This is a genomic window from Hydrocarboniphaga daqingensis (assembly GCF_900129825.1).
GTDB lineage: Bacteria > Pseudomonadota > Gammaproteobacteria > Nevskiales > Nevskiaceae > Hydrocarboniphaga > Hydrocarboniphaga daqingensis.
The window spans coordinates 1-24958 of the sequence record NZ_FQWZ01000010.1; the positions used below are offsets into that span (position 1 = coordinate 1).

Annotated in this window: 18 protein-coding genes; 16 read left to right on the forward strand and 2 right to left on the reverse strand. The window is 65.9% G+C overall.

Annotation, left to right across the window (positions count from 1 at the left end; translation table 11 throughout):
• From BUB09_RS16825 to BUB09_RS16445, 16 genes are all read left to right on the forward strand, one after another.
• On the forward strand, positions 1-4122 hold a 4122-nt coding region (locus tag BUB09_RS16825), incomplete at its 5' end, for a methyl-accepting chemotaxis protein (protein WP_217650335.1).
• Positions 4123-4132: 10 nt separating this feature from the next.
• The gene (locus tag BUB09_RS16375; RefSeq protein WP_072899558.1) at positions 4133-4699 is read left to right on the forward strand and encodes a chemotaxis protein CheW; all 567 of its coding nucleotides are present in this window, start codon (positions 4133-4135) and stop codon (positions 4697-4699) included.
• A gap of 234 nt (positions 4700-4933) precedes the next feature.
• Entirely contained in the window at positions 4934-5803 is an 870-nt protein-coding gene (locus BUB09_RS16380; RefSeq protein WP_072899560.1) for a CheR family methyltransferase, read from the forward strand.
• 48 nt (positions 5804-5851) lie between these two features.
• Positions 5852-6991 carry a glycoside hydrolase family 5 protein gene (locus tag BUB09_RS16385; RefSeq protein WP_072899562.1) on the forward strand — a complete coding sequence of 380 codons (1140 nt, stop codon included), beginning with the start codon at positions 5852-5854 and terminating at the stop codon, positions 6989-6991.
• Between the two features lie 116 nt (positions 6992-7107).
• Positions 7108-8745: a phosphoethanolamine transferase gene (locus BUB09_RS16390; RefSeq protein ID WP_072899564.1), complete on the forward strand. Its 1638-nt coding sequence runs from the start codon at positions 7108-7110 to the stop codon at positions 8743-8745.
• 18 nt (positions 8746-8763) lie between these two features.
• Entirely contained in the window at positions 8764-11517 is a 2754-nt protein-coding gene (glnE, locus tag BUB09_RS16395) for a bifunctional [glutamate--ammonia ligase]-adenylyl-L-tyrosine phosphorylase/[glutamate--ammonia-ligase] adenylyltransferase (protein WP_072899566.1), read from the forward strand.
• Between the two features lie 100 nt (positions 11518-11617).
• Positions 11618-12298, forward strand: coding sequence for a sulfotransferase family 2 domain-containing protein (locus BUB09_RS16400; RefSeq protein WP_072899579.1), 681 nt, complete (start codon positions 11618-11620; stop codon positions 12296-12298).
• Positions 12299-12304: 6 nt separating this feature from the next.
• A complete protein-coding gene (gene asnB, locus BUB09_RS16405) occupies positions 12305-14122 on the forward strand; it encodes an asparagine synthase (glutamine-hydrolyzing) (RefSeq protein WP_072899581.1) in 1818 nt (605 codons plus the stop codon).
• Positions 14113-15267, forward strand: coding sequence for a glycosyltransferase (locus BUB09_RS16410; RefSeq protein ID WP_072899583.1), 1155 nt, complete (start codon positions 14113-14115; stop codon positions 15265-15267). Before asnB ends, BUB09_RS16410 begins: the two co-directional genes overlap by 10 nt.
• Entirely contained in the window at positions 15264-16370 is a 1107-nt protein-coding gene (locus BUB09_RS16415; protein ID WP_072899585.1) for a glycosyltransferase, read from the forward strand. The genes BUB09_RS16410 and BUB09_RS16415 overlap by 4 nt, the downstream gene beginning before the upstream one ends.
• Before the next feature lie 104 nt (positions 16371-16474).
• Entirely contained in the window at positions 16475-17281 is an 807-nt protein-coding gene (locus tag BUB09_RS16420) for a glycosyltransferase family 2 protein (protein ID WP_072899587.1), read from the forward strand.
• An 88-nt stretch (positions 17282-17369) separates the two neighbouring features.
• Positions 17370-18311 carry a glycosyltransferase gene (locus BUB09_RS16425; RefSeq protein ID WP_072899637.1) on the forward strand — a complete coding sequence of 314 codons (942 nt, stop codon included), beginning with the start codon at positions 17370-17372 and terminating at the stop codon, positions 18309-18311.
• Entirely contained in the window at positions 18304-19485 is a 1182-nt protein-coding gene (locus BUB09_RS16430; protein WP_175550234.1) for a glycosyltransferase, read from the forward strand. Before BUB09_RS16425 ends, BUB09_RS16430 begins: the two co-directional genes overlap by 8 nt.
• Complete coding sequence (locus BUB09_RS16435; protein WP_072899591.1) at positions 19482-21284, forward strand: glycosyltransferase; 1803 nt, start codon at positions 19482-19484, stop codon at positions 21282-21284. The genes BUB09_RS16430 and BUB09_RS16435 overlap by 4 nt, the downstream gene beginning before the upstream one ends.
• The gene (locus BUB09_RS16440) at positions 21281-22342 is read left to right on the forward strand and encodes a hypothetical protein (RefSeq protein ID WP_072899593.1); all 1062 of its coding nucleotides are present in this window, start codon (positions 21281-21283) and stop codon (positions 22340-22342) included. Before BUB09_RS16435 ends, BUB09_RS16440 begins: the two co-directional genes overlap by 4 nt.
• Entirely contained in the window at positions 22342-23127 is a 786-nt protein-coding gene (locus BUB09_RS16445; protein WP_139250326.1) for a glycosyltransferase family protein, read from the forward strand. Before BUB09_RS16440 ends, BUB09_RS16445 begins: the two co-directional genes overlap by 1 nt.
• Before the next feature lie 37 nt (positions 23128-23164).
• On the opposite strand, the gene BUB09_RS16450 is transcribed toward BUB09_RS16445, so the two are convergent.
• Positions 23165-24301, reverse strand: a complete 1137-nt coding sequence (locus BUB09_RS16450) for a glycosyltransferase (RefSeq protein ID WP_072899597.1) — start codon at positions 24299-24301, stop codon at positions 23165-23167.
• Positions 24298-24954: a hypothetical protein gene (locus BUB09_RS17255; protein WP_175550235.1), complete on the reverse strand. Its 657-nt coding sequence runs from the start codon at positions 24952-24954 to the stop codon at positions 24298-24300. Before BUB09_RS17255 ends, BUB09_RS16450 begins: the two co-directional genes overlap by 4 nt.
• Positions 24955-24958: the final 4 nt, after the last annotated feature.

Below are 24958 nucleotides of genomic sequence, written 5' to 3' on the forward strand. Positions count from 1 at the left end.
CCGCTCAATGTCGCGGCCAACTATGTTGATCGCATCTCCAAGGGCGACATCCCGCCGGCGATCACCGATAGTTACAACGGTGACTTCAATACGATCAAGAACAACCTGAATCGGGCGATCGACGCCGTCAACAAGATGGTCGACGACGCCGGCATTCTCGCCAAGGCCGCGGTTGAGGGGCGGCTCGCGACCCGCGCCGACGCGTCCAAGCACGAGGGTGATTTCCGCAAGATTGTCCAGGGCGTCAACGACACACTGGATGCCGTCATCGGTCCGCTCAATGTCGCGGCGAACTACGTCGACCGGATCTCCAAGGGTGATATCCCGCCGGCAATCACCGACAGCTACAACGGTGACTTCAACACGATTAAGAACAACCTGAATCGGGCGATCGACGCGGTCAACAAGATGGTCGCCGACGCCGGCATCCTCGCCAAGGCTGCGGTTGAAGGTCGCCTCGCGACCCGAGCCGACGCGACCAAGCACGAAGGCGACTTCCGCAAGATCGTTCAGGGTGTCAATGACACGCTGGATGCCGTCATCGGCCCGCTGAATGTTGCAGCGAACTACGTCGACCGGATCTCCAAGGGCGACATCCCGCCCGCAATCACCGACAGCTACAACGGCGACTTCAACACGATCAAGAACAACCTGAACCGGGCGATCGATGCCGTCAACAAGATGGTGGCCGACGCCGACGTGCTGGCCAAGGCGGCCGTCGAAGGCCGCCTGGCAACCCGAGCCGATGCCAGCAAGCACGAAGGCGACTTCCGCAAGATCGTCCAGGGCGTCAACGACACGCTGGATGCCGTCATCGGCCCGCTCAATGTGGCGGCCAACTATGTCGACCGGATCTCCAAGGGCGACATTCCGCCGGCGATCACCGACAGCTACAACGGCGATTTCAATACGATCAAGAACAACCTGAATCGTGCCATCGACGCCGTCAACAAGATGGTGGCTGATGCTGATGTGTTGGCCAAGGCGGCGATTGAGGGCCGGCTGTCGACCCGCGCCGACGCGTCGAAGCACGAGGGTGACTTCCGCAAGATTGTCCAGGGCGTCAACGACACGCTGGATGCCGTCATCGGCCCGCTCAATGTGGCGGCCAACTATGTTGACCGGATCTCGAAGGGCGACATCCCGCCGGCGATCACGGATAGCTACAACGGCGACTTCAACACGATCAAGAACAACCTGAATCGTGCAATCGATGCGGTCAACAAGATGGTTGGCGACGCCGGCATTCTCGCCAAGGCCGCGGTCGAAGGTCGGTTGTCGACCCGTGCCGATGCATCCAAGCACGAAGGCGACTTCCGCAAGATCGTGCAGGGCGTCAACGACACACTCGACGCGGTGATCGGCCCGCTCAATGTGGCGGCTAACTACGTCGATCGGATCTCGAAGGGCGATATCCCGCCGGCGATCACCGACAGCTACAACGGTGACTTCAATACGATCAAGAACAACTTGAATCGGGCGATCGACGCCGTCAACAAGATGGTGGCTGATGCTGATGTATTGGCCAAGGCGGCGGTCGAAGGGCGCCTTTCGACCCGAGCCGACGCGACCAAGCACGAAGGTGACTTCCGCAAGATCGTCCAGGGCGTCAACGACACACTGGATGCCGTCATTGGCCCGCTGAATGTTGCGGCGAACTACGTCGACCGGATCTCCAAGGGCGACATCCCGCCGGCGATCACCGACAGCTATAACGGAGACTTCAATACGATCAAGAGCAACCTGAATCGGGCCATCGACGCCGTCAACAAGATGGTCGATGACGCCGGCATCCTCGCCAAGGCGGCCGTCGAAGGTCGCCTCGCGACTCGAGCCGACGCGTCCAAGCACGAAGGCGACTTCCGCAAGATCGTCCAGGGCGTCAACGATACGCTGGATGCCGTCATCGGCCCGCTGAATGTTGCGGCGAACTACGTCGACCGGATCTCCAAGGGCGACATCCCGCCGGCGATCACCGACAGCTACAACGGCGACTTCAACACGATCAAGAACAACTTGAATCGGGCTATCGCAGCGGTCAACAAAATGGTCGATGACGCCGGCATTCTGGCCAAGGCGGCCGTCGAGGGGCAGCTGTCGACCCGCGCCGACGCGACCAAGCACGAAGGTGACTTCCGCAAGATCGTCCAGGGCGTCAACGATACGCTGGATGCCGTCATCGGCCCGCTCAACGTCGCCGCGAACTATGTCGATCGGATCTCGAAGGGCGACATCCCGACGAAGATCACCGACAACTACAACGGCGACTTCAACACGATCAAGAACAACCTCAACACGTGTATCGATGCGGTGAACATGCTGGTCGGTGACGCCGGTGTGCTGGCCAAGGCTGCAGTGGAGGGCAAGCTGGCCACACGTGCCGATGCTGCCAAGCACCAGGGTGACTTCCGCAAGATCGTCCAAGGCGTCAATGACACGCTGGATGCGGTCATCGGGCCGCTGAATGTTGCGGCGAACTACGTTGATCGCATCTCCAAGGGTGACATCCCCCCGGCGATCACCGACAGCTACAACGGTGACTTCAACACGATCAAGAACAACTTGAATCGGGCCATTGATGCGGTCAACAAGATGGTCGACGACGCCGGCGTGCTGGCCAAGGCAGCCGTCGAGGGTCGGCTGGCCACGCGAGCGGATGCCACCAAGCATGAAGGCGACTTCCGCCGGATCGTGCAAGGTGTCAACGACACGCTGGATGCGGTCATCGGGCCGTTGAATGTGGCTGCGACTTATGTCGACCGCATCTCGAAGGGCGATATCCCGACGCGGATCACCGACAGCTACAACGGCGACTTCAACACGATCAAGAACAACCTCAATACCTGCATCGACGCTGTCAATGCGCTGGTGGCCGACGCCGATATGCTGGCAAAGGCCGCCGTTGAGGGCAAGCTGGCGACCCGTGCCGACGCGACCAAGCATTCCGGCGACTTCCGTAAGATCGTGCAAGGTGTCAACGAGACACTCGATGCGGTCATCGGGCCGATCAACGAGATTCGCGGTGTCATGTCGGTCGTCGAGCAGGGCCGTCTGAGTCAGCGCGTTGAGCAGAACTTCAAGGGCGACCTGCAGGAGCTGCGCAACTCAATCAACAACACGCTCGCCGCCATCGTGGCGCCCATTAACGACGTCATGCGGGTGATGACAGCCGTTGCCAGTGGCGATCTGTCACAGACGGTAACCGTCGAGTGCCGCGGCGACATGATCCAGTTGCGTGAAGCGGTCGAGAGTACGGTCGGCCGACTGGCAACGACGGTCACCGATATTCTCGAATCATCGACGTCCCTCAGTGAGTCGATCCGTCAGGTGTCGAGCACGGCGCAGCAACTGTCTCAGGCGGCGAGCGAGCAGGCTGCCGGTGTCGAGCAGACCAGTTCGTCGATCGAAGAGATGTCAGCGTCCATTACGCAAAACACTGACAATTCCAAGGTCACCGACGGTATCGCATCCAAGGCTGCCAAGGAGGCCGTCGAAGGTGGGCAGTCGGTCGGCGCCACGGTCACGGCGATGAAGAGCATCGCGGAGAAGATCAGCATCATCGACGACATTGCCTATCAGACCAATCTGCTGGCGCTCAATGCTGCGATCGAGGCGGCTCGTGCCGGTGAGCATGGCAAGGGCTTCGCGGTCGTCGCAGCCGAGGTTCGCAAGCTGGCGGAGCGCAGCCAGGTGGCGGCGCAGGAAATCGGCGAAGTCGCCAAGAATAGCGTGTCGCTTGCTGAGAAGGCGGGCAAGCTGCTTGACGAGATGGTGCCGTCGATTCGTCGAACCTCCGATCTGGTACAGGAGATCACGGCTGCATCGCAGGAGCAGTCGGCCGGTGTCGGTCAGATTACCGCAGCGATGTCGCAGCTCAGTAAGACCACGCAGGTCAATGCGTCGTCTGCCGAAGAACTGGCCGCGACCGCCGATGAGATGAGCAACCAGTCGGCGCAGTTGCAGCAGCTGGTGTCGTTCTTCAAGGTCGACGACAAGCGTCCGGCACGGCAGATGCCGGTCATGCAGCAGCGGTCCAAGGTAACTCGGCTGTCGATGGCCGGACGCGGCAGCGCCGCGGTTGCCGTCAGCAGCAACGCTGAACCGGGCTTCGTCGAGTTCTAGGGAGATCGTCGTGAAAGAAGCCAGATCCAAGGTGCAGGCGGCGACGTCCGATCAGCAGCAGTATCTGACGTTCGTGCTCGGTGGCGAGATGTTCGCCATCGGCATCCTCGCCGTGAAGGAGATCATCGAGTACGGCGGCATGACCGCGGTACCGATGATGCCGGAGTCGATACGCGGCGTGATCAATCTGCGTGGCTCGGTGGTTCCGGTGGTCGACCTGGCGAGGTTGTTCGGGCGACCGTCGTCACCGATCACGCGACGGACTTGTAATGTCATCGTCGAGGTTGAGAGCGAAACCGGACGACAGGACGTGGGCGTCGTCGTCGACGCTGTCAGCGAAGTGCTCGAGATCCGGCAGGATGAGATCGAACCGCCACCGAGCTTCGGTGCGCGCCTGCGCACCGATTTCATGGTCGGTATGGGCAAAGTCGCCAACTCGTTCGTGATCCTGCTGAATGTCGACAAAATACTGGCGCTCGACGATCTCGACTCCGTGGCGGCGGCTGCTGCAGCGGCGATTGATGACGAAGGCGCGATTCCAGCGACACGCGACACTCACGAGCCCGCGATAGCCTGAATCAGGTCAGCGGCCCCGCGCATCCGTTTCGAAGCGGATGCGCGGCTCATTGCCCGGCACGCACGCACTGCGGCCAGGCAGCACAGCGGAGTACCTGTGACCTATCGCCTGATTCACTTGCCGCCACGCTGCAACCGTGTTGTCACGGTCAGCGGCGCTGGCGGCCGGATCACGGACATCATCTGCCACGACCGGGATGACGCGGCGTCATCGACCTTCGGTCGAGGCTGATCCGTGCCCGGTACCAACAAGCTAATTTACGAAAGTCCGGATCTATCGCCGTCCGAGTTCGAGCTGTTCCGCAAACTCATTTATCAGCGTGCTGGCATTGCCTTGTCGGACAACAAGAGTCTGCTGGTCAGCTCGCGTCTCGCGCGGCGGTTGCGCGGTCTGTCATTGCCGACGTTCCGCGATTATCACCGCCTGCTGCAACAGCCCGATCAAGCCGCCGAGTTGCAGACGGCGATCGATCTGCTGACGACCAACGAAACCTACTTCTTCCGCGAGAGCCGGCATTTTGATGTGATTGCCGATCATGCCCGCAATCACGGCAGGAGCCAGGGACCGTACCGGATCTGGAGCGCGGCTTGTTCCAGCGGCGAGGAGCCTTATGGGCTCGCAATGGTGCTGAACGAACGGCTCGGCGAGTCGGGCTGGGAGATTGTTGCCAGCGATCTGAGTGCGACGATGCTGGCCCGCGCTCGTGAAGCCCGCTACGACATTGCAGCGGCGCGGCAGATTCCGCCCGCCTATCTACGACGCTACTGTCTGAAGGGGACTGGGGCGTTCGATGACACCTTGTTGATCCAGCGCCATCTGCGATCGCGGGTCAGCTTCGACCAAGTCAATCTGAACGAAGCCTTGCCGCCACTGGGATTGTTTGACGCGATCCTGATCCGGAACGTCATGATCTACTTCGATGCCGAGACCAAGCAGCGCGTCGTCGACCGGCTGTTGGCGGTCCTGCGTCCGGGGGGGCTTCTGATCGTCAGCCATGCCGAGTCGCTCAACGGCATCACAGGACCGTTGATCAAGGTGTCTCCGTCGATCTACCAGCGTCCTGGTCGGGTCGAAGTCGATTACCGTCGCCGGCAGCTGCCGTAGACTGAGGTCATTGGCGGGTACAAGCCCGCGCAACCGGTACGGGCGTCGATGACGGTGGCAATAATCTGGCAGCACGCGATCCGCGCGGCCGCTTTCATCATGGTGTGGGCCCTGTTCGGCGCGCCTGCTGGAGCGGCGGTGCCCGACACCATCCAGACTCAGCTGCAACGCGGCATCAACCTGAGTTTCTGGTTCACCTATCGCGGCGACCCGTCGATCGATCCGCAACGCTTCCGTCCCGACGACGCTGACCTGCGTCAGCTGCGTGCTGTTGGCTTTCGCCATGCGAGGATCGCATTCGACCACGCTTGGCTGGTCGATCCGGTCGATGCGCGCCGGGTCAATCCGCAAAAGGTCGACGAACTCGGCGCTGCACTGCAGAAGGTCGCGTCATTCGGCCTGCTGCCCGTGTTGACGATGAATGCCGACAACGCGTTCCTGCAGCGACTGCTGACACAGCCTGCGGTACGCGACAGCACGGCTGCGTTCTGGTGGAGCCTGTCACGCGCGCTGGCGGCGAGGCTGCCGGCCGACAAGCTGGTGTTCGAAGTCTTGAATGAGCCGGCGACCGACGACGCTGCGGCGTCGCTGAAGGTGATGCAGACGCTTGCCGGTGCGGTCCGCGACGCAGCGCCTCGCCACACGATCGTCGTGGCGGGACACAAGTACTCGTCGGTCGACGAACTGGTCGCGCTGGTGCCGTTTCAGGATGACAACCTGGTCTACACCTTCCACTTTTACGAGCCGTTCAATTTCACGCACCAGGGCGCCACTTGGGGCTGGCCGATGTGGACGCGGTTTCACGACTTTCCGTATCCGTCATCACCCGCGGCGATGGCGCCGCTGCTGCCTCAGCTGGACGAGGAGGCCCGGTCGCATGCGGCTTGGTACGGCCAGCAGGCCTGGAACCGGGACAAGCTGGCCGCGATGCTGGATCGCGTGGCGGCCTGGCGCGATCAGCACCGGGTCGTCGTCTGGTGCAGCGAGTTCGGCGTGCTGAAGACGTACGCCCCGCCGACATCGCGCCAGGCCTGGCTGCGCGACACCCGCGAACTGCTCGACGCGCGGCAGATCGGCTGGGCACATTTCGACTTTAGCCAGCACATGGGGCTGGTCGATGGCGTCCAAGGCGCCAGGCAATGGGATCGTGGCGCGGTACAGGCCTTGGGCCTGACGGCTCCGCGTTGACCGTAGGGCCCGACGCCCCCGGCGCCCGGTGGGTGGTCGAGGCGTGGGTGCGCCTCTAGAATCGCGCCTCGCCGCGTTGTCGCGGTCCCCTCCCAAGCCTGATCGATGAGCCTTCGATGACGGCGCGATTGATCGCGCTCAGCTGCTTTTGCCGACGCCATCACGTGGCGGTCGGCACCCTGGTGCTGGCCATCGCCTACCTGTTGGCCGATGTCGGCTGGCGCGAAACCGGCAAGGCGGCATTGGTTTATGCATTAGGCGCCTATGCATTGTCGGCCCCGTGGCTGCCGGCCTCGGCAGCGCTGCTGCTCACCGGACTGTGGCGGTTGGCCTTTGTCGCCGATCTCGGCGTGCGGTCCCTGCTGTTGGCGGTGTACCACACGCGGCCGGACACCGTGCTGGTCGTCGATGCGGTGGCCAACACCACCAGCGAGGAGTCGGCCGAGTTCCTGATGCAGTACTGGCGCCTGTTGCTGCTCTACGGCGCCGGAGCCTTGCTGCTGGGACTGTTGCTGACGCTGATCGATCGCCGATATCCGCGTGCCCATCTGCCGAGCCCTGTCAGCGCCGTGGTCGTGGCCCTGCTGTTCGCCGGGCTGCATTTCAACCCGACATTCCGCAAGAGCAACCCCTTGTACTTCTGGCCGTCTCAGCTAGCACAGGTGCAGGCGTTTCAGCAGAACATCGAGCGGCTGCGTGCTGACCGCGAGCGCGCGCAGGCCTCGCTACCGGATTGGGCGCCGGTCTACACCGGTGCCCAGGCCCGGCACACGGTCGGCATCGTCATCGGCGAGAGCACGACGCGTTGGAACTGGCAACTGTATGGCTACAGCCGGGCGACGACGCCGGAGCTGAGCCACGCCGCGGCCAGCGACCCGCGGCTGAGCGTGTTTCGCGACGTGATCGCCGCGACCTCGGGGACGGTGTCCTCGTTCCGCTACATGCTGACGCCGCTGGCGCTCGACGAGCCGCTCGACGATGAAGCTGCGCCCAGCGTGCTGATGCTGGCGCGCGCTGCCGGCTACAAGGTGTTCTGGATCAGCAACCAGCACGACCGCTACATCAACCCGCGCTTTGCCGAAGAAGCCGACGTGCAGAAGCTGCTCAATGTCGGCGGCAAACGCGGCGACCGGCGTCTCGACGAGGCGCTGATCCCCGAGTGGCAGGCCGCGCTGCGCGACCCGGCGCCCCGCAAGCTGATCATCGCCCACCTGCTCGGTGCGCACCCGCATTACGAGCTGCGGTATCCCAAAGCCTATTCACATTACGTCGGCGTGCAGGACGAGGTCAGCCGCAAGCTGGCCGATCAAGGGCGCATGCCGTGGATCCGCGTCCAGCGCGACCAGTACGACAATGCGATGCGCTACCAGGACCACGTGATCGCCACGCTGTTGCGTGACTTCCAGCGTCAGGCCGGTACATCGGCAGCTTTCCTGTTCACGTCGGACCATGGGCAGGACGTCGGCCACATGCGCAACTTCGCCGGCCATTCGACCGATATGCCGGGCATGGTCGTGCCGCTGCTGCTGTGGCGCAACGATGCGCCTCCGGCGACCCCGGCGCTGCAGATGCGCGCGTTTCAGAACGATGTGCTCGACTGGACGCTGCTCGACCTGCTCGACGTCCAGACCCGACGCGACCGGCCCGAGCTGAGCCTGATCGACCCGGCGTTCGCGCCGCGCGTGCGCCGCGTGCAGAGCGGCAACGCGGCCCCGGGTGCCACCGATCCCGAGGATCTGCCCGTCGTCCCCTGAACCGCGCGACAATCGGCCATGGCCGAGCATCCCGACGACGACACCCTGGCGGCGAGTAGCCGCTTCCTCAGCGCCGCGTTTCAGCGTCATGCCGCGTGGCACGCCGCTGGCGAGCACCGCGCGCCGCGCGCAGCCGGCAGCATCGCCGCGGAGATCCGCGCTGCGATGGCGCGGGTCGTGGACGACGCCGATGCGATGCGCGTGTTGCGCCAGATCCGCGACCGCGAAATGGCGCGGATCGCCAGCCGGGACCTGTTGCAGCTCGCCGATCTGGACGAGACGCTGGGCGATCTGTCCGATCTGGCCGAAGCGGCGTTGCAGGCGGCGGTCGATCACGGGCTGGCGCAGCTCAAGCCGCGCTACGGCGTGGCTCGTGATTGCGACGGCGCGCTCGTTCAGCCGGTGGTGCTGGGCATGGGCAAGCTCGGCGGCCGCGAGCTGAATTTCTCGTCCGACATCGATCTGATCTTCTGCCACACCGCGGCCGGTGAATCCGACGGGGCGCAGACGCTGGACAACGGCGAGTACTTCAAGCGGCTCGCGCAGATCGTGGCGCGGCTGCTGTCCGAGCGCACCGAGCACGGCTTCGTTTTCCGGGTCGACCTGATGCTGCGGCCGTTTGGCAGCGCCGGCCCGGTGTCGATCGCCTTCGATGCGGCCGAAGACTATTACCAGGACCATGGGCGCGAGTGGGAGCGCTATGCGTTCATCAAGGCGCGGCCGGTTGCCGGCGACATCGGCGCCGGCATCGAGTTGCTGCGCCGGCTGCGGCCCTTCGTCTACCGGCGATACCTGGATTTCAACGCGATCGGCAGCCTGCGCGCGCTGAAGAAGCTGATTGCCGACGACGTCGCCCGCCGTCGCCAGGATGACAACGTCAAGCTCGGCACCGGCGGTATCCGCGAACTGGAATTCATCGTGCAGTCGTTCCAGCTGGTGCGTGGCGGCCAGGAGCCAAGCTTGCGCGACAGCCGGCTGCGGCCGGTACTGCGGCGGCTTCCACGGCTGGGCTTTCTGGACGCCGATGTCGCCGCGCGGCTCGATGCGCATTACGTGTTTCTGCGCCGGCTCGAAAACGCAATCCAGTTCTACGCCGACGAGCAGACGCATTCGATGCCGACCGACGAGGCGGCGCGACGCGCGCTGTGCAGTGCGATGCGCGTCGACGATTGGGCCGCGCTGAGCGCGCAGCTGGCCGCGGTGCGCGCCGAGGTCCACGAAGAGTTCCGCCGCATCTTTGCCGAGCCCGACGAAGCCACGGCCGGCGAGGGCTTGGCCGGCTGGTTCGAGCAGCTGTGGAACGAGCCCGAAGCCCAGCCGATGGCCGACCCGCCGACCTCGTGGTTCGGCGATGCCGGTGCACCCGGCGTCGCCAAAGCGCTGCGCGACCTGCGCGACTCGCGCAGCATGCGCAGCCTGACGCCGGCCGCGCGCCAGCGGCTGCAGGCGCTGCTTCCACTGCTGCTGGAAGCCTCCAGCGCGCAAGCCGAGCCGGCGCTGGCGGCAACACGCACGCTGGCCGTGGTGCAGGCGATCGGTGCGCGATCGACCTACCTGACGCTGCTGCGTGAATCGGCGGTGGCTCGCGATCATCTGGTGAAGCTGTGCGCGGCCAGCCCTTGGGTCAGCCAGCTGCTCGGCACCAGCCCGGCCCTGCTCGACACGCTGCTGGACACGCGCGCGCTGTATGCGCCGCCGGATCGCGACGGCATCCACGCCGAGCTGGATCAAGTGATGGCCGATATCGGCTGCGACGACGTCGAAGCGGGCATGGATGCGCTGCGCCGCTTCAAGCTCGAAACGACGCTGCGCATCGCCGCTGCCGACGTCGCCGGCCATCTGCCGCTGGTCAAGGTTAGCGACCGGCTCACCTGGCTGGCCGAGGCCGTGTTGCAGACCGCGTTCAGCCGCGCCTACGACGAATTGTGCGCCAGCTACGGCCGGCCGCTGCGAACCGACGGCGAGCCCGCCGGTCTGTGCGCGCTGGCTTATGGCAAGTTCGGTGGCATCGAAATGGGCTACGGCTCGGATCTGGACCTGGTGTTCATCCACGACTGCGATGCGCCAGATCGTGAAACGGTCGGCGCCGAGCGTGCGATTGCCGGCAGCACGTTCATGGTGCGATGGGCGCAGCGGATCATCCACTGGCTGGCGACGCTGACGCCGGCCGGCCGCGCTTACGAAGTCGATCTGGAACTGCGCCCGAGCGGCCGCAGCGGCCTGGCCGTGGTCAGCGTCACCGGCTTTGCCGACTACCAGCGGCGCGAGGCTTGGACCTGGGAACATCAAGCGCTGACCCGTGCCCGGCCGGTGGCGGGCAGCGACGCGATCAGCGCCGCGCTGCAGGCACTGCGGCGTGACGTGCTGTGCCAGCCGCGCGACCCGGCGCGGCTGCGCGACGAGATCCGCGACATGCGGCTGAAGATGCGCGCCAAGCTCGAACGCCGCGAGCCCGACGGCTGGGACGTCAAGCAGGGCGAGGGCGGGCTGATCGACATCGAGTTCATCACCCAGTACCTGCTGCTGCGCGAAGCGCACCGCGAGCCCGCGCTGGTGGCCTATTCCGACAACTGGCGCCAGCTCGACGCCTTGACCGACGCTGGCGTGATCACGGCCGAGGACCGCGACGCGCTGATTCAGGCCTACCGGGCACTGCGCGGCTGGAGCCATGCGCGCGGCTTGCAGCAGCAGCCGGTGATGGCGCCGGCCGGCTCGTTTGCGACGGAGCGCGAGCAAGTCCGCCAGGTTTGGGCGCGCGTCGGGCTGGCCTGACCGGGCCCGTGCCGGCAGGGCCGCATGGCGGCCATCCGGGCGTCACCTTGGCGTGACCGGCGAGCCGCTAAACTAGCGGCTTCTCTCCGCGAGCCACGCCGTGGTCATCTGCCATCGTCATCGCTTCCTGTATGTCCACATCGCCAAGACCGGCGGCACCAGCGTGCGCTCGGCGCTGCGCAAGCTGCAGCTGCGCGACCCGATGTACCTGCTGCAATGGGCCAGCGCCCGGCTCGACCATCTGTCTGGGCACCGCATCGCCGCCAAGCTGCCGCGCCACTCCAAGGTGATCGCCGCGATGGAGATGCTGCCGCGCGACTACTTCGAGTCGTTGTTCAAGTTCGCGTTCGTGCGCAACCCCTGGGATCTGCAGGTCAGCAGCTACCACCACCTGAAGCGCGAGCGCCCGCACTTGCTCGACGGTCACGACAGCTTCGAGGCCTTCCTGCGCTGGAAGCTCAACCCCGAGCGGCCTTGGCAGTACCACCTAGACACCTCGATCACGCTGCAGACCGACTACCTGGTCGACCTGCACGGCCGCCAGGTGGTCGACTACGTCGGCCACTACGAAACACTGCACGACGACTGGTCGGCGATCTGCAAGCGCTTGGGTCTGCCGACGCCGGCGCTGCCGCACAAACGTCATTCCACCGATCGTCCGCGCGACTTCCGCTCGTACTACACCGACGCCACGGCCGAACTGGTGGCAACGCATTTCGCGCGCGACATCCAGATGCTCGGCTATCGCTTCGACACGGACGCCGCCGTCGTGGTGGGCTGAAGCACGATGTGCGGAATCGCAGGACAGGTACGGCGCGGCGGGCCGGTCGATGAGGCTTCGCTGGCCAGCATGTCGGCGCGGCTGACGCATCGCGGGCCCGAAGACACCGGCTACTACATCAGCCACCACGCCAGCGGCAGCTTCGGTATCGCCCACACGCGGCTGGCGATCATCGATCTGGCCGGTGGTCATCAGCCGATCTTCGACCGCGACCGTCGCTACGCGATCGTCTGCAACGGCGAGATCTACAACTTTCCCGAGCTGCGTGCCGAGCTGGAAGCGCAAGGCCGCGTGTTTTCCTGCGATTCCGATAGCGAAGTGGCGCTGCAGGCCTATGCCGCCTGGGGCCGCGACGCGTTCAAGCGCCTGCACGGCATGTTTGCGTTTGCGCTGTACGACCACCAGCAGCGCGAGCTGTGGCTGGTGCGCGACCGGCTCGGCATCAAGCCGCTGTACGTCGCCGTGGTCGGCGACCGCGTGCTGTATGCGTCCGAACTCAAGGCGCTGCTGCCGCAGATGCCGTCGCTGGATCTGAGCGAAGCAGCGCTGGCGCAGTACTTTCAGAACCAGCATTCCAGCGGCCGCGACACGATCATCCGCGGCATCCAGCGCGTGATGCCGGGCGAGGCGCTGCGGATCGACGCTGACCTGCGCATCGAGCGGCATCGCTACTGGTCAGCGCTGGACGTGCAGCCGCGTGCGATCTCGCAGGCCGATGCCACCGCGCAGTGGGACGAGCTGATCGGCCAAGTGATGCGCGAGCATGTGCGCTCCGACGTGCCGTACGGCTTGTTCCTGTCGGGCGGCGTTGATTCGGCCGTGTTGCTGGCCCTGCTCAGCCAGCACCAGAGCGAGCCGATCCGCACCTATTCGATCGGCTATGCCGACGTGCAGATGAAGGACGAGCTCGACGATGCGGCGCGGATCGCGCAGCGCTTCGGCGCGCGCCACACGCCGATCCGGTTGACACGCCAGGCCGTGTTCCGCCGACTGCCACGCGTGGTCTGGTCGGCCGACGATCTGATGCGCGACTACGCCTGCCTGCCGACGCTGGCGCTGGCCGAAGCGGCCAGCCGCGACTTGAAAGTGATCTTCAGCGGCGAGGGCGGCGACGAGGCTTTCGCCGGCTATGGCCGCTATCGGCCCGGCTGGGCCGAACGCCAGTACAAGCGGCTGCGCTTTCCGGGCAGCGGCGGCTTTCGTGTACGCGGCGAACTCGACGACGCTTGGGTCGGCAAGCTGTTCGTGCCCGAGCTGCAGCCGGCCCTGGCCGCGCATCGCGCGCCGCAGATCGCAGCCTGGAGTGAGACGCCGCGCCACTGGAGCGATCTGCAGCGGCGCCAGTACACCGACATCGTCACCAATCTGCCGGACGATCTGCTGGTCAAAGGCGATCGCATGCTGATGAGCTGGTCCGTCGAAGGCCGCGTGCCGTTCGTCGACCATCGCGTGATCGAGTTCGGCCTGTCGCTGCCCGACGGGCTGAAAGTGTCGCGCAAGGCCGGCAAGGTGTTCATCAAGCAATGGGCTGAGCGTTACATCCCGCACGATCACTTGTGGCAGCCCAAGCGCGGCTTTCATGTGCCGGTGCGCGAATGGCTCGGTGGTGACTTCATCCGCGGGCTGGCCGACCGCTTGCCGCGCAACGAGGCGATCCGGCGCTGGTGCCAGCCGCAAGCGGTGCGCGCGCTGCTGGCTGGCGATACCGCTGCGCATTCGCGCGAGATCTGGAGCCTGATGCAGTTCGCGATCTGGCATCGGCTGTTCATCGAGCAGCCGCAGCAGACGCCGAGCGCCGAGGAAGATCCGCTGCAATGGTTGTAGACAATCCGGCGCCCGCATCGCCGCCGCGAATCGCGATCTTCCTGTCGACCTCGGGACACAGCGGCGTCGATCGCGCGATGCGCCACTTGATTCCGGCGCTCGCCGGGCGCGGCTATCAGGTCGATCTGCTCAAGGTGCGCCGCCACGGCCCTGACTTGCGCGTGCTGCCCGACGGTGTGCGCGTGATCGACACCGGCACCTCGACCACCTATGGCGCATTGCCGGCGCTGGTGCGGTATCTGCGCCGCGAACGCCCCGCGGTGCTGCTGGCCGACAAGGACCGCGTCAATCGCACCGCGCTGCTGGCGCGCTGGCTTGCCGGCTGTGTCCGATGCACGCATCTGGTGCTGAGCTCGGGCACGACGATCTCGGTCGATCTGGCGCATCGCGGCGTGGTCGAGCGCTTCGTGCAGCGTCTGTCGATGGGCTGGTTGTACCGGTTCGCTGATCAAGTGATCGTCACCTGCGAAGCGGTGGCCGATGACATGAGTGCATACACCGGCCTGCCGCGCGCCAAGATTGCCGCCATCGCAAGCCCGGTGGTCCCGGCGTCCTTGTTCGACGCCGCACCGCCGCGGCCACAGCACCCGTGGTTCGACACTGGTGCTGCACCGATCGTGCTCGGCGTCGGCGAACTGAGTGCGCGCAAGGACTTTGCGACGCTGCTGCGCGCATTTGCGCTGCTGCGGGCCGAGCGCGAAGCGCATCTGATCATCGTCGGCAAGGGCAGCGAGCGGGACGCGCTGCAGACGCTGGCGCATCAACTCGGCATCGCCGACGACCTGTGGATGCCCGGCTTTCGCGACGATGTCTATTCCTTCATGGCCCATGCCAGCGTCTTTGCGATGACCTCGCGCTGGGAAGGCCTGGGCTTCGTGCTGATCGAGGCGCTGGCCTGCGGCACGCCGTCGGTGGCGGCGGATTGTCCTAGCGGCCCGGCCGAAGTGCTGGATCGCGGCCGAGTCGGGGCGCTGGTGCCGGTCGGCGATGCACAGGCGCTGGCGCGCGCGTTGACGCGGATGCTCGACGCACCACCGACGGCTGCGGTCTGTCGCGACGCGGCGCGTCGCTACGAGATCGAAGCGGCGACCGACGAATATTTGCGCGCGATGGCCTTGCCGCCGCGTGCTGGAGACGCAGCATGAAGCGACTGGCGGTGATGATTTCGTTTTCGGGCGATGGCGGCGTCGAGCGCATGGTGACCAACCTGTGCGCCGAGTTTGCACAGCATGTGCAGGTGGATCTGCTGGCCTTGAAGGCCGAGGGTCGCCACGTCAGCCGGATTCCGCCGCAAGTGAATCTGATCCAGCTCAAAGCCCGGCACAGCTGGAGCAGCGTCGGTGAAGTCGCGGACTACTTGCGCCGCGTGCAGCCCGACGCGCTGCTGGTCGCCAAGGACCGCGCCGGCCGCGCTGCGATCAAGGCACGTCGGCGTGCGGGCGCGTCGATGCCGCTGTGGATCCGGCTCGGCACCAATCTGTCGGCCGCGCTCGAGCGCAAGAGCGCGCTGAGCCGCTGGCTGCGCGTGACGCCGATGCGGCGCTTGTATCCGCTGGCCGATGGTGTCGTCGCTGTATCCGAAGGCGTACGCCAGGACACCGTCGTCGTGACGCGCCTGCCGCCAGAGCGGATCGTCGTGATCCGCAATCCAGTGATCACACCGACCTTGGCGCAGCAGGCTGCCGAACCGGCGCCGCATCCGTGGCTGGTCGACAAGACGGTGCCGGTGATCGTCGGCATGGGCCGGCTGACGCGACAGAAAGACTTCCCGACGCTGCTGCGCGCGTTCGCAGCGATCCAGGCGCAGCGGCCGTCGCGGTTGATGCTGTTGGGCGAGGGCGGTGACCGCAGCGCGCTGCAGACGCTGGCGGCCGAGTTGGGCGTGCTCGACCACGTCAGCTTCGCTGGCTTTCAGAAAAATCCGTATAGCTGGTTGTCGCGCGCCGATCTGTTCGTGCTGTCCTCGGCCTGGGAGGGCAGCCCGAATGCGCTGACCGAGGCGCTGGCGCTGGGCGTGCCCTGCGTGTCGACGCGCTGCCCCAGCGGACCCGACGAGCTGCTGGCCGATGGCCGCTATGGTCCGCTGGTTGCCATTGGCGATCACGCCGCGATGGCCGCTGCGATGCTGGCAACGCTGGCGGCGCCGCTGCCCGCTGCAAGCTTGCAAGCCGCCGTCGACGAATACCGCGTCGAGTTGAGCGCACGCCGCTATCTGCAAACCTTGGGGCTACTCGACGCATCAACGTAAGCGAGCGCGCTGCACGGGGCGGCAAGCCGCGGTTCAGCCGCGCGCACCGACCATGAGCCTTGGACACGATCACGGCTGCCGATGCGGCCGTAACGGAATAGCTCATGGACGAACGACCGCAGCGCCGCAGTCTTGCGGCGATGATCATCTGTTGCAACGAAGCGGACCGGATCGAAGCCTGCCTGCAATCGCTGGCGGACTGGGTCGACGAAATCGTCGTCTTCGACAGCGGCAGCACCGACGCCACGGTGGCGATCGCGCGCCGCTATACCGACAAGGTCTGGATCACTGACTGGCCCGGCTACGGGCCGCAGCGCAACCGCGCGTTGGCACGCATCCACAGCGATTGGGTGCTGTACATCGACGCCGACGAGCGCGTCACGCCCGAGCTGCGGGCCGAAATCGACAAGGCGCTCAGCGCGCTACAACTCGACATCACCCTGTTCCGTATTCCGTGGCGCACCTATCTGCTCGGTGGTGTGTTGCGCCATGGCCGGTACGCAACGCCGCAGAACCGCTTGTTCAAGCGTCAGGGCGCGCGCTTTCGCGAGCATCAGGTGCACGAGCAGGTCGTGCTGCCGGAACGTCGCGTCGCGACGCTGCGGCAGCGCCTGGAACATCACAGCTGGCGTGATTACCCGCATCTGCTGCGCAAGCATCGCCGTTACGCGGCGCTGCTGGCCCAGCACAAGTACGAGCAGGGCAAGCGCAGCAATATGGCCTACGCCTGGCTGCGGCTGTGCACCGACTTTGTTCAGCAGTATCTGCTGCGGGGCTCGGTCCTCGACGGCTGGCGTGGCCTGCTGATCGCCGCGACGCTGGCGCGCTACGCCTATTGGAAGCAGGTCGATTTGAAGCAGATCGAAGACCGCCACCGCGCACTCGATGCGCCTGCATTGCTGCGCCGCTGACCGCGTGTCGACGACCGTCAAAAACCAATATCAAGCGCATTTATTCTTTCCGTACCAAGGCGCAACAGCAGCCGTCGGCGGATCGCAGATGCGTGCGCTGGAAATTGCGCGTGGGCTTCGCGAGCAGTTCGGCGCGCAGGTGTCGCTATGGGCAACCTCGTCGCGCTTTGCACCGGGTCTTCGTCAGCAGCACGGCGTGCGCTGGTTTGCCCCCTGGTGCACCGCGCGGGGCAGCTTCGTGTTCATCGGCACGTTCTGGCGACCCAAGCCCTGGCTCCAGCGGCTACGTCCGCATCGTTTGAGCGTGCTCGTCAACGATATGAATGTGGACCACTATCGCGCGCATCTGCCGTTGTATCGGCAGATGGATGGCCAAGCGCGTATCGCGTTCACCAGTGCCACACAGCGTCATCTGTTCGGCGCCGACGCGGTAGCCGACGTGGACGTGTCGCCGATCGACCTGCAGCGCTTCACGCCGGCTACCGGCCGCACCCGTATCGCCGGGCAGCTGCGCATCGGCCGGCATAGCCGCGACACGCTCGACAAGCATCACTTCCTGTACGACCCCGAGCTATACGCGGCGCTGCTCGACGACGGCGTCGACGTCGAACTGATGGGTGCGCAGTGCATCGCGCATTTGCTGCCGGCGAACGCGTCGCGGCTGCGCATCCACGCAACCGGTTCGATCGATGCGGCCGACTATCTGCGCAGCCTGGACTGCTTCATCTACCGTACCGGTACGTTCTACGACACCGCGGCGCGGGCGGTGCGCGAGGCGATGGCCTGCGGCTTGCCGGTGGTCTGCCATCGCTTCGGTGGGCATGTCGAAGACATCGTCCACGGTGAGAACGGCTTTGTATTCGACGAGCAGCGCGAAGCCATCGAGATCGTGCGCCGTCTGCGCGACGACATCGAATTGCGCCGGCGCATCGGCGCCAACGCGCGCCGCACGATGGAGGCGCTGTTTGCACCGGCCCGGCTACGCGCGATGTATCAGCGCTATCTGGGCGTCGAGCATGACGATGGCTAGCCGCATCGCTGACGTACTGGGCGGGTCGGCCGGCCTATCGATCGCCGGCGGTCGCCAGCCGCGCACGCGGGTTCTCGCTGTTTTGCCGGATCTCGACGGCGGTGGCGCCCAGCGCGTCACGCTGCGGCTGCTGGGCTGCCTCGACATGCAGCGTTACGACGTGACGCTGCTGGTACTCGATGGACCCGGTGAGTTGTCGAGCTACGTTCCCGGCTGCGTGCGCTTGTTTCATGCTCCGCAGCACCACGGGCTCCGGCTCGGCACATTGGCCACGCTGTGGCATGCGCGCGATGCCGATGTATTGATTGCATGCACCGAGCTGCGAGCGAGCTATTGCGTACAGACAGCGGCGCGTTGGTTACACAAGCCCTCCATCGGCTGGGTCCGGATCGCGTTCGACGAGTACGCCGCGCAACTGAGCGCGCGCCATCGTCGACGGTCACGTGACACCTATGGTGACTTCGACCGGCTGGTGTTCGTATCCGACGGCGCCCGGCAGTCGTTCGAACGCTGGTACGGCGAGCAACGGCCAGCGTGGCGCACGGTACTCAACCCTTACCAAGCCGATGTGCCGGTGATCGGACACCCCCGTGCGGAGCCCACCGAGCTCAGTGCATCGGGCCGGCCGCTACTGACGGCGATCGGCCGGCTTGAATCACGTAAGGGCTTTGATCTGCTGATCCGCGCGGCCGGCATCGCGCGTCGTGCAGGAGCGGAGTTCGATCTGGCGATACTCGGCGAAGGCCCGCTGCGCGATGTGCTTCAAACCCAGGCGCAGGCCGAGGGCATCGCCGACCGATTGCAGATGCCGGGCTTCACCCATGATGTCGCGCAGTGGCTGCGCCGCAGCCGAGCCTATGTGTTGTCGTCGCGTATCGAAGGACTGCCGGGCACGATTCTGGAAGCCTTCGCAGCCGGCACGCCGGTGATTGCGACGCGCTGTCCGCATGGGCCCGAGGAGATGCTGCTGCAGGGCCGTTGTGGCGTGCTGGTACCGGTCGACGATGCCGCTGCGATGGCCAAGGCGATCGGCGAGGTGCTCGACTCACCGCAGCGATGCCGTGAGCTGGCCAGCGCCGGGCGTCAGCGGCTGCGCGATTTTGCGCCGGACGTGATCATGCCGCAGTGGCAGGCGCTGATCGACGACCTGGTCGCGCAGCGACGTATCGCATGAGCACGCACCAACACGTCGACGCGGACGCCTCAGCGCTGCGGGTGCTGCATCAGATTCATTTGGCGCATGACGCCTGGGGCGGCATGGAAAAGCAGTTCGCCGCGCTGCTGCGCCACCGTGCTGCCGATCCGCGTCTGGCGCATTACCTGTCCGAGGATTTGCGCCAAGTTGCAGACGGGGTCGCTGCGGCGTTGCTGGGCTTGAGCGCGCCACCGGTCGATGCGCGTCGATGGCACGGCGTGACCGTGCCGAACTGGCGCGGCATGCGCCAATCGCGACAAGCAAGTCAGGCGCGAGCCTGGCGGATCGACACCGTGCTCAGCTGGAACCGCTTCGGTGACCCTCGGCCGCTACAGCTTGCCAGGCGGATCGGTGCTGCATCGGTGTATTGGGAGCGAGGTGCGGCTTGGTTCGCGCGTAACCGTGCGCCCGATGCCGACTTCCTGCACGGCTTCGACTGCTATCTGGCCAACTCCCGGGCGTGCGCGGCGATGTTGCGCTACTGGGGTGTGACCGCACCGATCCACATCTGCGCACCCGGCATCGCGCAGGCCCGGCCGGGCGTGGCGCGCATCGCGCCGCAATGGCCATTGCGGCTTGGCTTTGCAGCGCGGCTGCAGAGCTTCAAGGGTGGCGTGCTGGCGGTGCACACGCTGGCAGCGCTGCGTCGGTCAGGCGTCGAGGCGACACTGACGATGGCCGGCGACGGACCGGACCGTGATTCGATCCAGTCCCAGGCGCAGCGGCTCGGCATTGACGATCTGCGATTCACCGGGCGCATCACGGACATGGATGCTTTCTACCAGCAGATCGACCTGTTGTTGCATCCGGCGCTACGCGAGCCTTACGGCAATGTCGTGGCCGAAGCGCTGATCGCCGGTGTGCCCGTGGTGGCGACAGCGGTCGATGGTGTGCCCGACGTGATCCGCGACGGTGTGGATGGCCGCTGCGTCGAGCCGACGCTGCCGCTGTCCGCGCTGGCGTCGTTCGGCGGTGATCCCGATCAGGTGTATCCACGCGTCTGGCGCCCAGAGTTGCAGCGGGTCGCCGAGCCGGGCGTGCCCGATCCCGCTGCCCTTGCCGAGGCCGTGCTGCAAGTGGCCGGTGATGACGCGCGCTATGCCGCGTTCAGTGCGGCGGCGGTCGATGGCCTGCGCCGCTTCGACTATGCCGCGCATGTCGAGCAGTTGATCGGCTATCTGCAGCAGGCGGGTGCGTCGGGTCACGCGCACCGGCGTCGCAGCTCGATGCGCCCCTACAACTGTGATGATCAGCAGCGCCCAGCCTGGTACGACCGTGCCGACAAGGCAGCGCAATTGATCGCAGCCCTGCCGGCGGCCGGTGCTGGCCGCGCGCTGTCGCTGGCCGATATCGGTTGCGGCGATCAGAAGCTGCGGGCGTCGCTGGCGCGTCACGGTGTGGCGATCCGCTATCACGGCTACGACCGTGTTCCGCAAGCCGAGGCGGTGCGGCCGTTCGACGCCGAATACGACGCGCTACCGTCCGACCACGATGTGGCCGTGCTGCTGGGTGTCGGCGAGTATCTCGACGATGTGCCGGGCTGCTTGCGTCGACTGCGCGCCCGCGCGTCGGTGTTGGTCATCAGCCATACGCTGGCCGAGCCGCCGCGATCGCCGGCCGAGTTGCAGCGCCTTGGCTGGCGTCTGCACGTGTCGGGTGATGAGTTCGAAGAAATGCTGATCGGCTGCGGCTGGCAGCCCGATGCGCACTGCATGACCGATGACGGCAAGACGCGGATCTGGGCCTGCCGTCGCAGCGCGACCGGCATCGCCGGATGAATCCGGGCTACGCGCTGGTCAGCCCTTACGGAATCCCGGCCTCGCTGCGCGCACGCAAGGTCGCCAACATCGGCGACGGCTTCATCGTGCGGGCGATCGAACGCTTGCTGGCGCCGCGTGTGGCGACGCTCCGGTGCTCACCGCGCATGACGCCAGCAGCGGCGATGCTGGCGCGCTTGCAGCAGGCTGGCGATGTTGTGTTGGCCGGAGCCAATCAGCTCGACGATGGATACCGCATCTGGCCCGGTATGACGGCCGAGCAGGTGCAGCGCGCTTGTTGGCGCTTCGTGATCTTCGGCTTGGGCTTGAACGGCGACCCGGCTCGCAACCAGCAGATGTCGGAGGCGACGTGCGCGATCATCGAGGCGATTCATCAACGTATCGAGCTGTCGTCGTGGCGGTGTCCGGCAACGGTCCGATACCTGCAGCGCGAGCTACCGCATTTGGCAGACCGCTTCGTGATGACCGGCTGCCCGGTGCTGCTGGATACGCCGGTACTCGATGGGGCGCGATTTTCGTCTGCCGAGCGTGTCGTCGCGGTGACGGCCACCGAGCGTGGCGATTACTGGCAACGCGAAACCGCCATCATTGACTGCGTCGCGCGCCGCTTTCCGCGCGCTCGGCGCTACTTCGTTGTTCACCAGGATTTTGCCGCGCTGCCGGTGATCGGCCGATGGCACGACCGGCTGCGAGGCCGGCACAGTATTGGCGATTCCGCCGGCGCGCTGGCCTTGCGCGGGTATGCGCAAAGCCGTGGCTATCAAGTGCTGGTGCCTGACAACGCCGATGTCGCAGCCGTCCTCTACGAGGCGGTCGACGTCCATGTCGGCAGCCGCCTGCATGCGCACTTGCTGATGCTCAGTCGCAATCGCCGCAGCTGGCTGGTGCCGGTCGATCAACGCGGCCACGGCATGGCCGAGGCGTTTGCTTTTCCGCTGGTGACGGCGGATGCACCCGAGCCGGACTGGGACTTCGACTTCGAGCCGTTGCGGCAGCACGTTCGCGTGGCTTGGTCAGAGATGCAGCGATTCCTGCGCAGCTGGTCGGCGAGCGGCTGATGCGCTTCGTCACGTTTCATGTGCAGACCGAGGCGGCGCATCCGCATCTGCGCATCGACCACGCGCATTACCTGCAGCTGCTGGAGTTGATGGTGCGCTCGGTGCGCCGCTTTCACCCAGCCGCGTCGGTTACGGTGCTGACCGATGCGGTTACCGATTTGAGCGCGCTGCGCGTGCCGGTGTCGCGAGAGGTTCATCCAGTGGATGCCGGCGCGCTGATGCTGTCACGGGCACGAGCGCAATGGGCCCATTTGCAGCGGCACGGCTTGCCCGAGCCCTTGTTGTTTCTCGACACCGATATGCTGGTCAACGCCGATCTGAGTACGTTGCCGGCGATCCACGCATTCGATGTCGCGCTGACCGTTCGCGAGCACCGGCAGATGCCGATCAACGGTGGATTTCTACTACTGAACAATGCCGATCCGCCGCGCGGCTTGGGCTTCTTCCAGCGCTATCTGCGAGCCTTTGAGCATCAGGCGCATGACGCCGGTCGGGCCGCATGGTACGGCGACCAACACGCGCTGGCCGCAGCGGTGGCCAGCGAGACCGACGCTCGTCTGCTGATGTTGCCGTGTGCGCGCTACAACCACACGCCGGGCAACCGCATCCGCAAAATGCGGCGCCCACGCCACGATACTGCGGTGCTGCATTTCAAGGGCGATCGCAAACGGCTGATGCCGATCTACTGGTACGCCCATCTGGCCGGCCTGCCGCCGGTACTCGGTCTGAGCTGGTGGGCCGTGCGTGCGCTCGTTGCGCGCATCCAGCGACGGCTTCGAGTCTGATGGGGGCACGCGTCGGCCATAGCCACGAACGCAACATTCAGCGCGGCGGTGGCTGACGGCAGGCGATGTCGATGATCTCATCCCACTGTGGCAGCACGTGCTCCGGACGATGCCGCTTCAGCGCCTGCAAGCCGCGTTGCGCCAGCGCCCGGCGCCGTTCCGGCGATGCCAGCAGTTGCATGATCGCCGCCGCCATCGCGTCGATATCGCCTTCGGGCACCAGCACGCCGGCGCCATCGGCGAGCAATTCGGCAGGCCCGCTGGCGCAGTCGTTGGCGATCACGGGCGTGGCGCAGGCGAAGGCTTCGAGGATCGTCGTCGGCAGCCCTTCGAGTCGAGAGCTGAGCACGTACAGTTGTGCGGCACGCAACCAGGGCAGCGGGTCGGCGACATGGCCCGGCAACGCGACGCGGTCGGCGATGTTCAGGCACTGTGCTTGCGACTGCAGTGCTGCCATCAGCGGTCCATCGCCCAGAATCACCACGTCAAAGTCGGCGCCAAGCGCGAGCGCGTTCGCGGCCGCCTGCAGCAATCGGTCAAAGCCTTTGCGGTGATCGAGCTTGCCGATGCCGATCACGGTCGGTCGGGTGTCGAGTCTGTGCAGCCAGCGTTGCTGCGCAGGAGCCGGCGGGACGGCGTGCGGATCGCCGGCGGCTCTCAGCAGGTTCGGTATCGTCCGCCAATGCGGCGCTTCACAGCCCCGCCATTGCCGCATCGACGCGCGTGCGCCGTCGGACACAAACACCACCGATGGGATCGCGTCATAGGCGGCGCGTGAGCGGCGTCGATGCCGTGGTGCAAATCCAGCCGCCCAAGGTGCAAACGCAATATGCACCCAGGCCAGCGCCGGCTTGCGCAGCAGCCGGGCTGCCCAATGCACGCAGAACGTGGCGCGCATTTCCACGCCGGCGATCAGCAGATCGTGGTCGCGGCCAAACCACAGCGTGGCCCAGCGTGCGCCGATCAAGCCGCCGGGCATCCAGCGAGGCCGGTGCAATAGCCGCACCTGGGGCGGCAGCAGCGCGGCCAGCGCGCTGTTGCGAGCGCCCAAGTTGAGCAAGCTCAGCTGATAACGCGCCGGGTCCATTGCCGCGAGCAGTGCGACGGTAACGCGCGGTGCGCCGCCGTCACCCAGATCGGGCAGCACGAACAGCAAGCGGCGCGGTGCGGTCACCAGGCGCTGCGCCGCATGCGCCGCGCCTGCAGCAGTGCGCTGGCGAATACCAGCGGTAGCGCCAGCTCCAGTCCTTCTTCGAGTGCCTTGACCCATAGCGAGGCGCGCTCGTGCAGCCAGTGGCCGGTGGCGTCGTGCACCAGCGCCTGGGTCTTGTCCAAGCCCAGCGATGCGGCAGCGACAGCCAGCGCCAGCAACAGCGTCCAAGCCCATTGCTGACGCCGGGTGTCGCGCTGCCGGTAGGCCTGCGCCGCCAGCAGCAGCATGTGCAGCAGCAGCGCGACGATCAGCATCAGCGTGACGCCGGCGACCAGCTTCAGACCCAATGGCGCATCGGCGGTCAGGTACCACTTGAGGCGAAACAGATTGACGCCGGTGATCGCGTTTTGCAGGTCTTGTTCGCGCGCCGCGCCGAGCAACGCGGTCAGCATCGCTGGCAGCATCAGCCGCGGCCAGCGCAGCACGTGCAACAGACACAGCAGCGCCAGCAGCAGCCAGGCGATCACGCTGAGATTTTCGACGGGACCGTTTTCGGCGAACAGCGCCAGCAGCTGCGCCTTGGGCAGCCGCCACGGCAAGGCCGACAGCACGGCGGCGTACAGCATCAGCAGCAGCACGCTGCCGCGAAATCCCGGTGATGGCATCCGGTTCATCAAC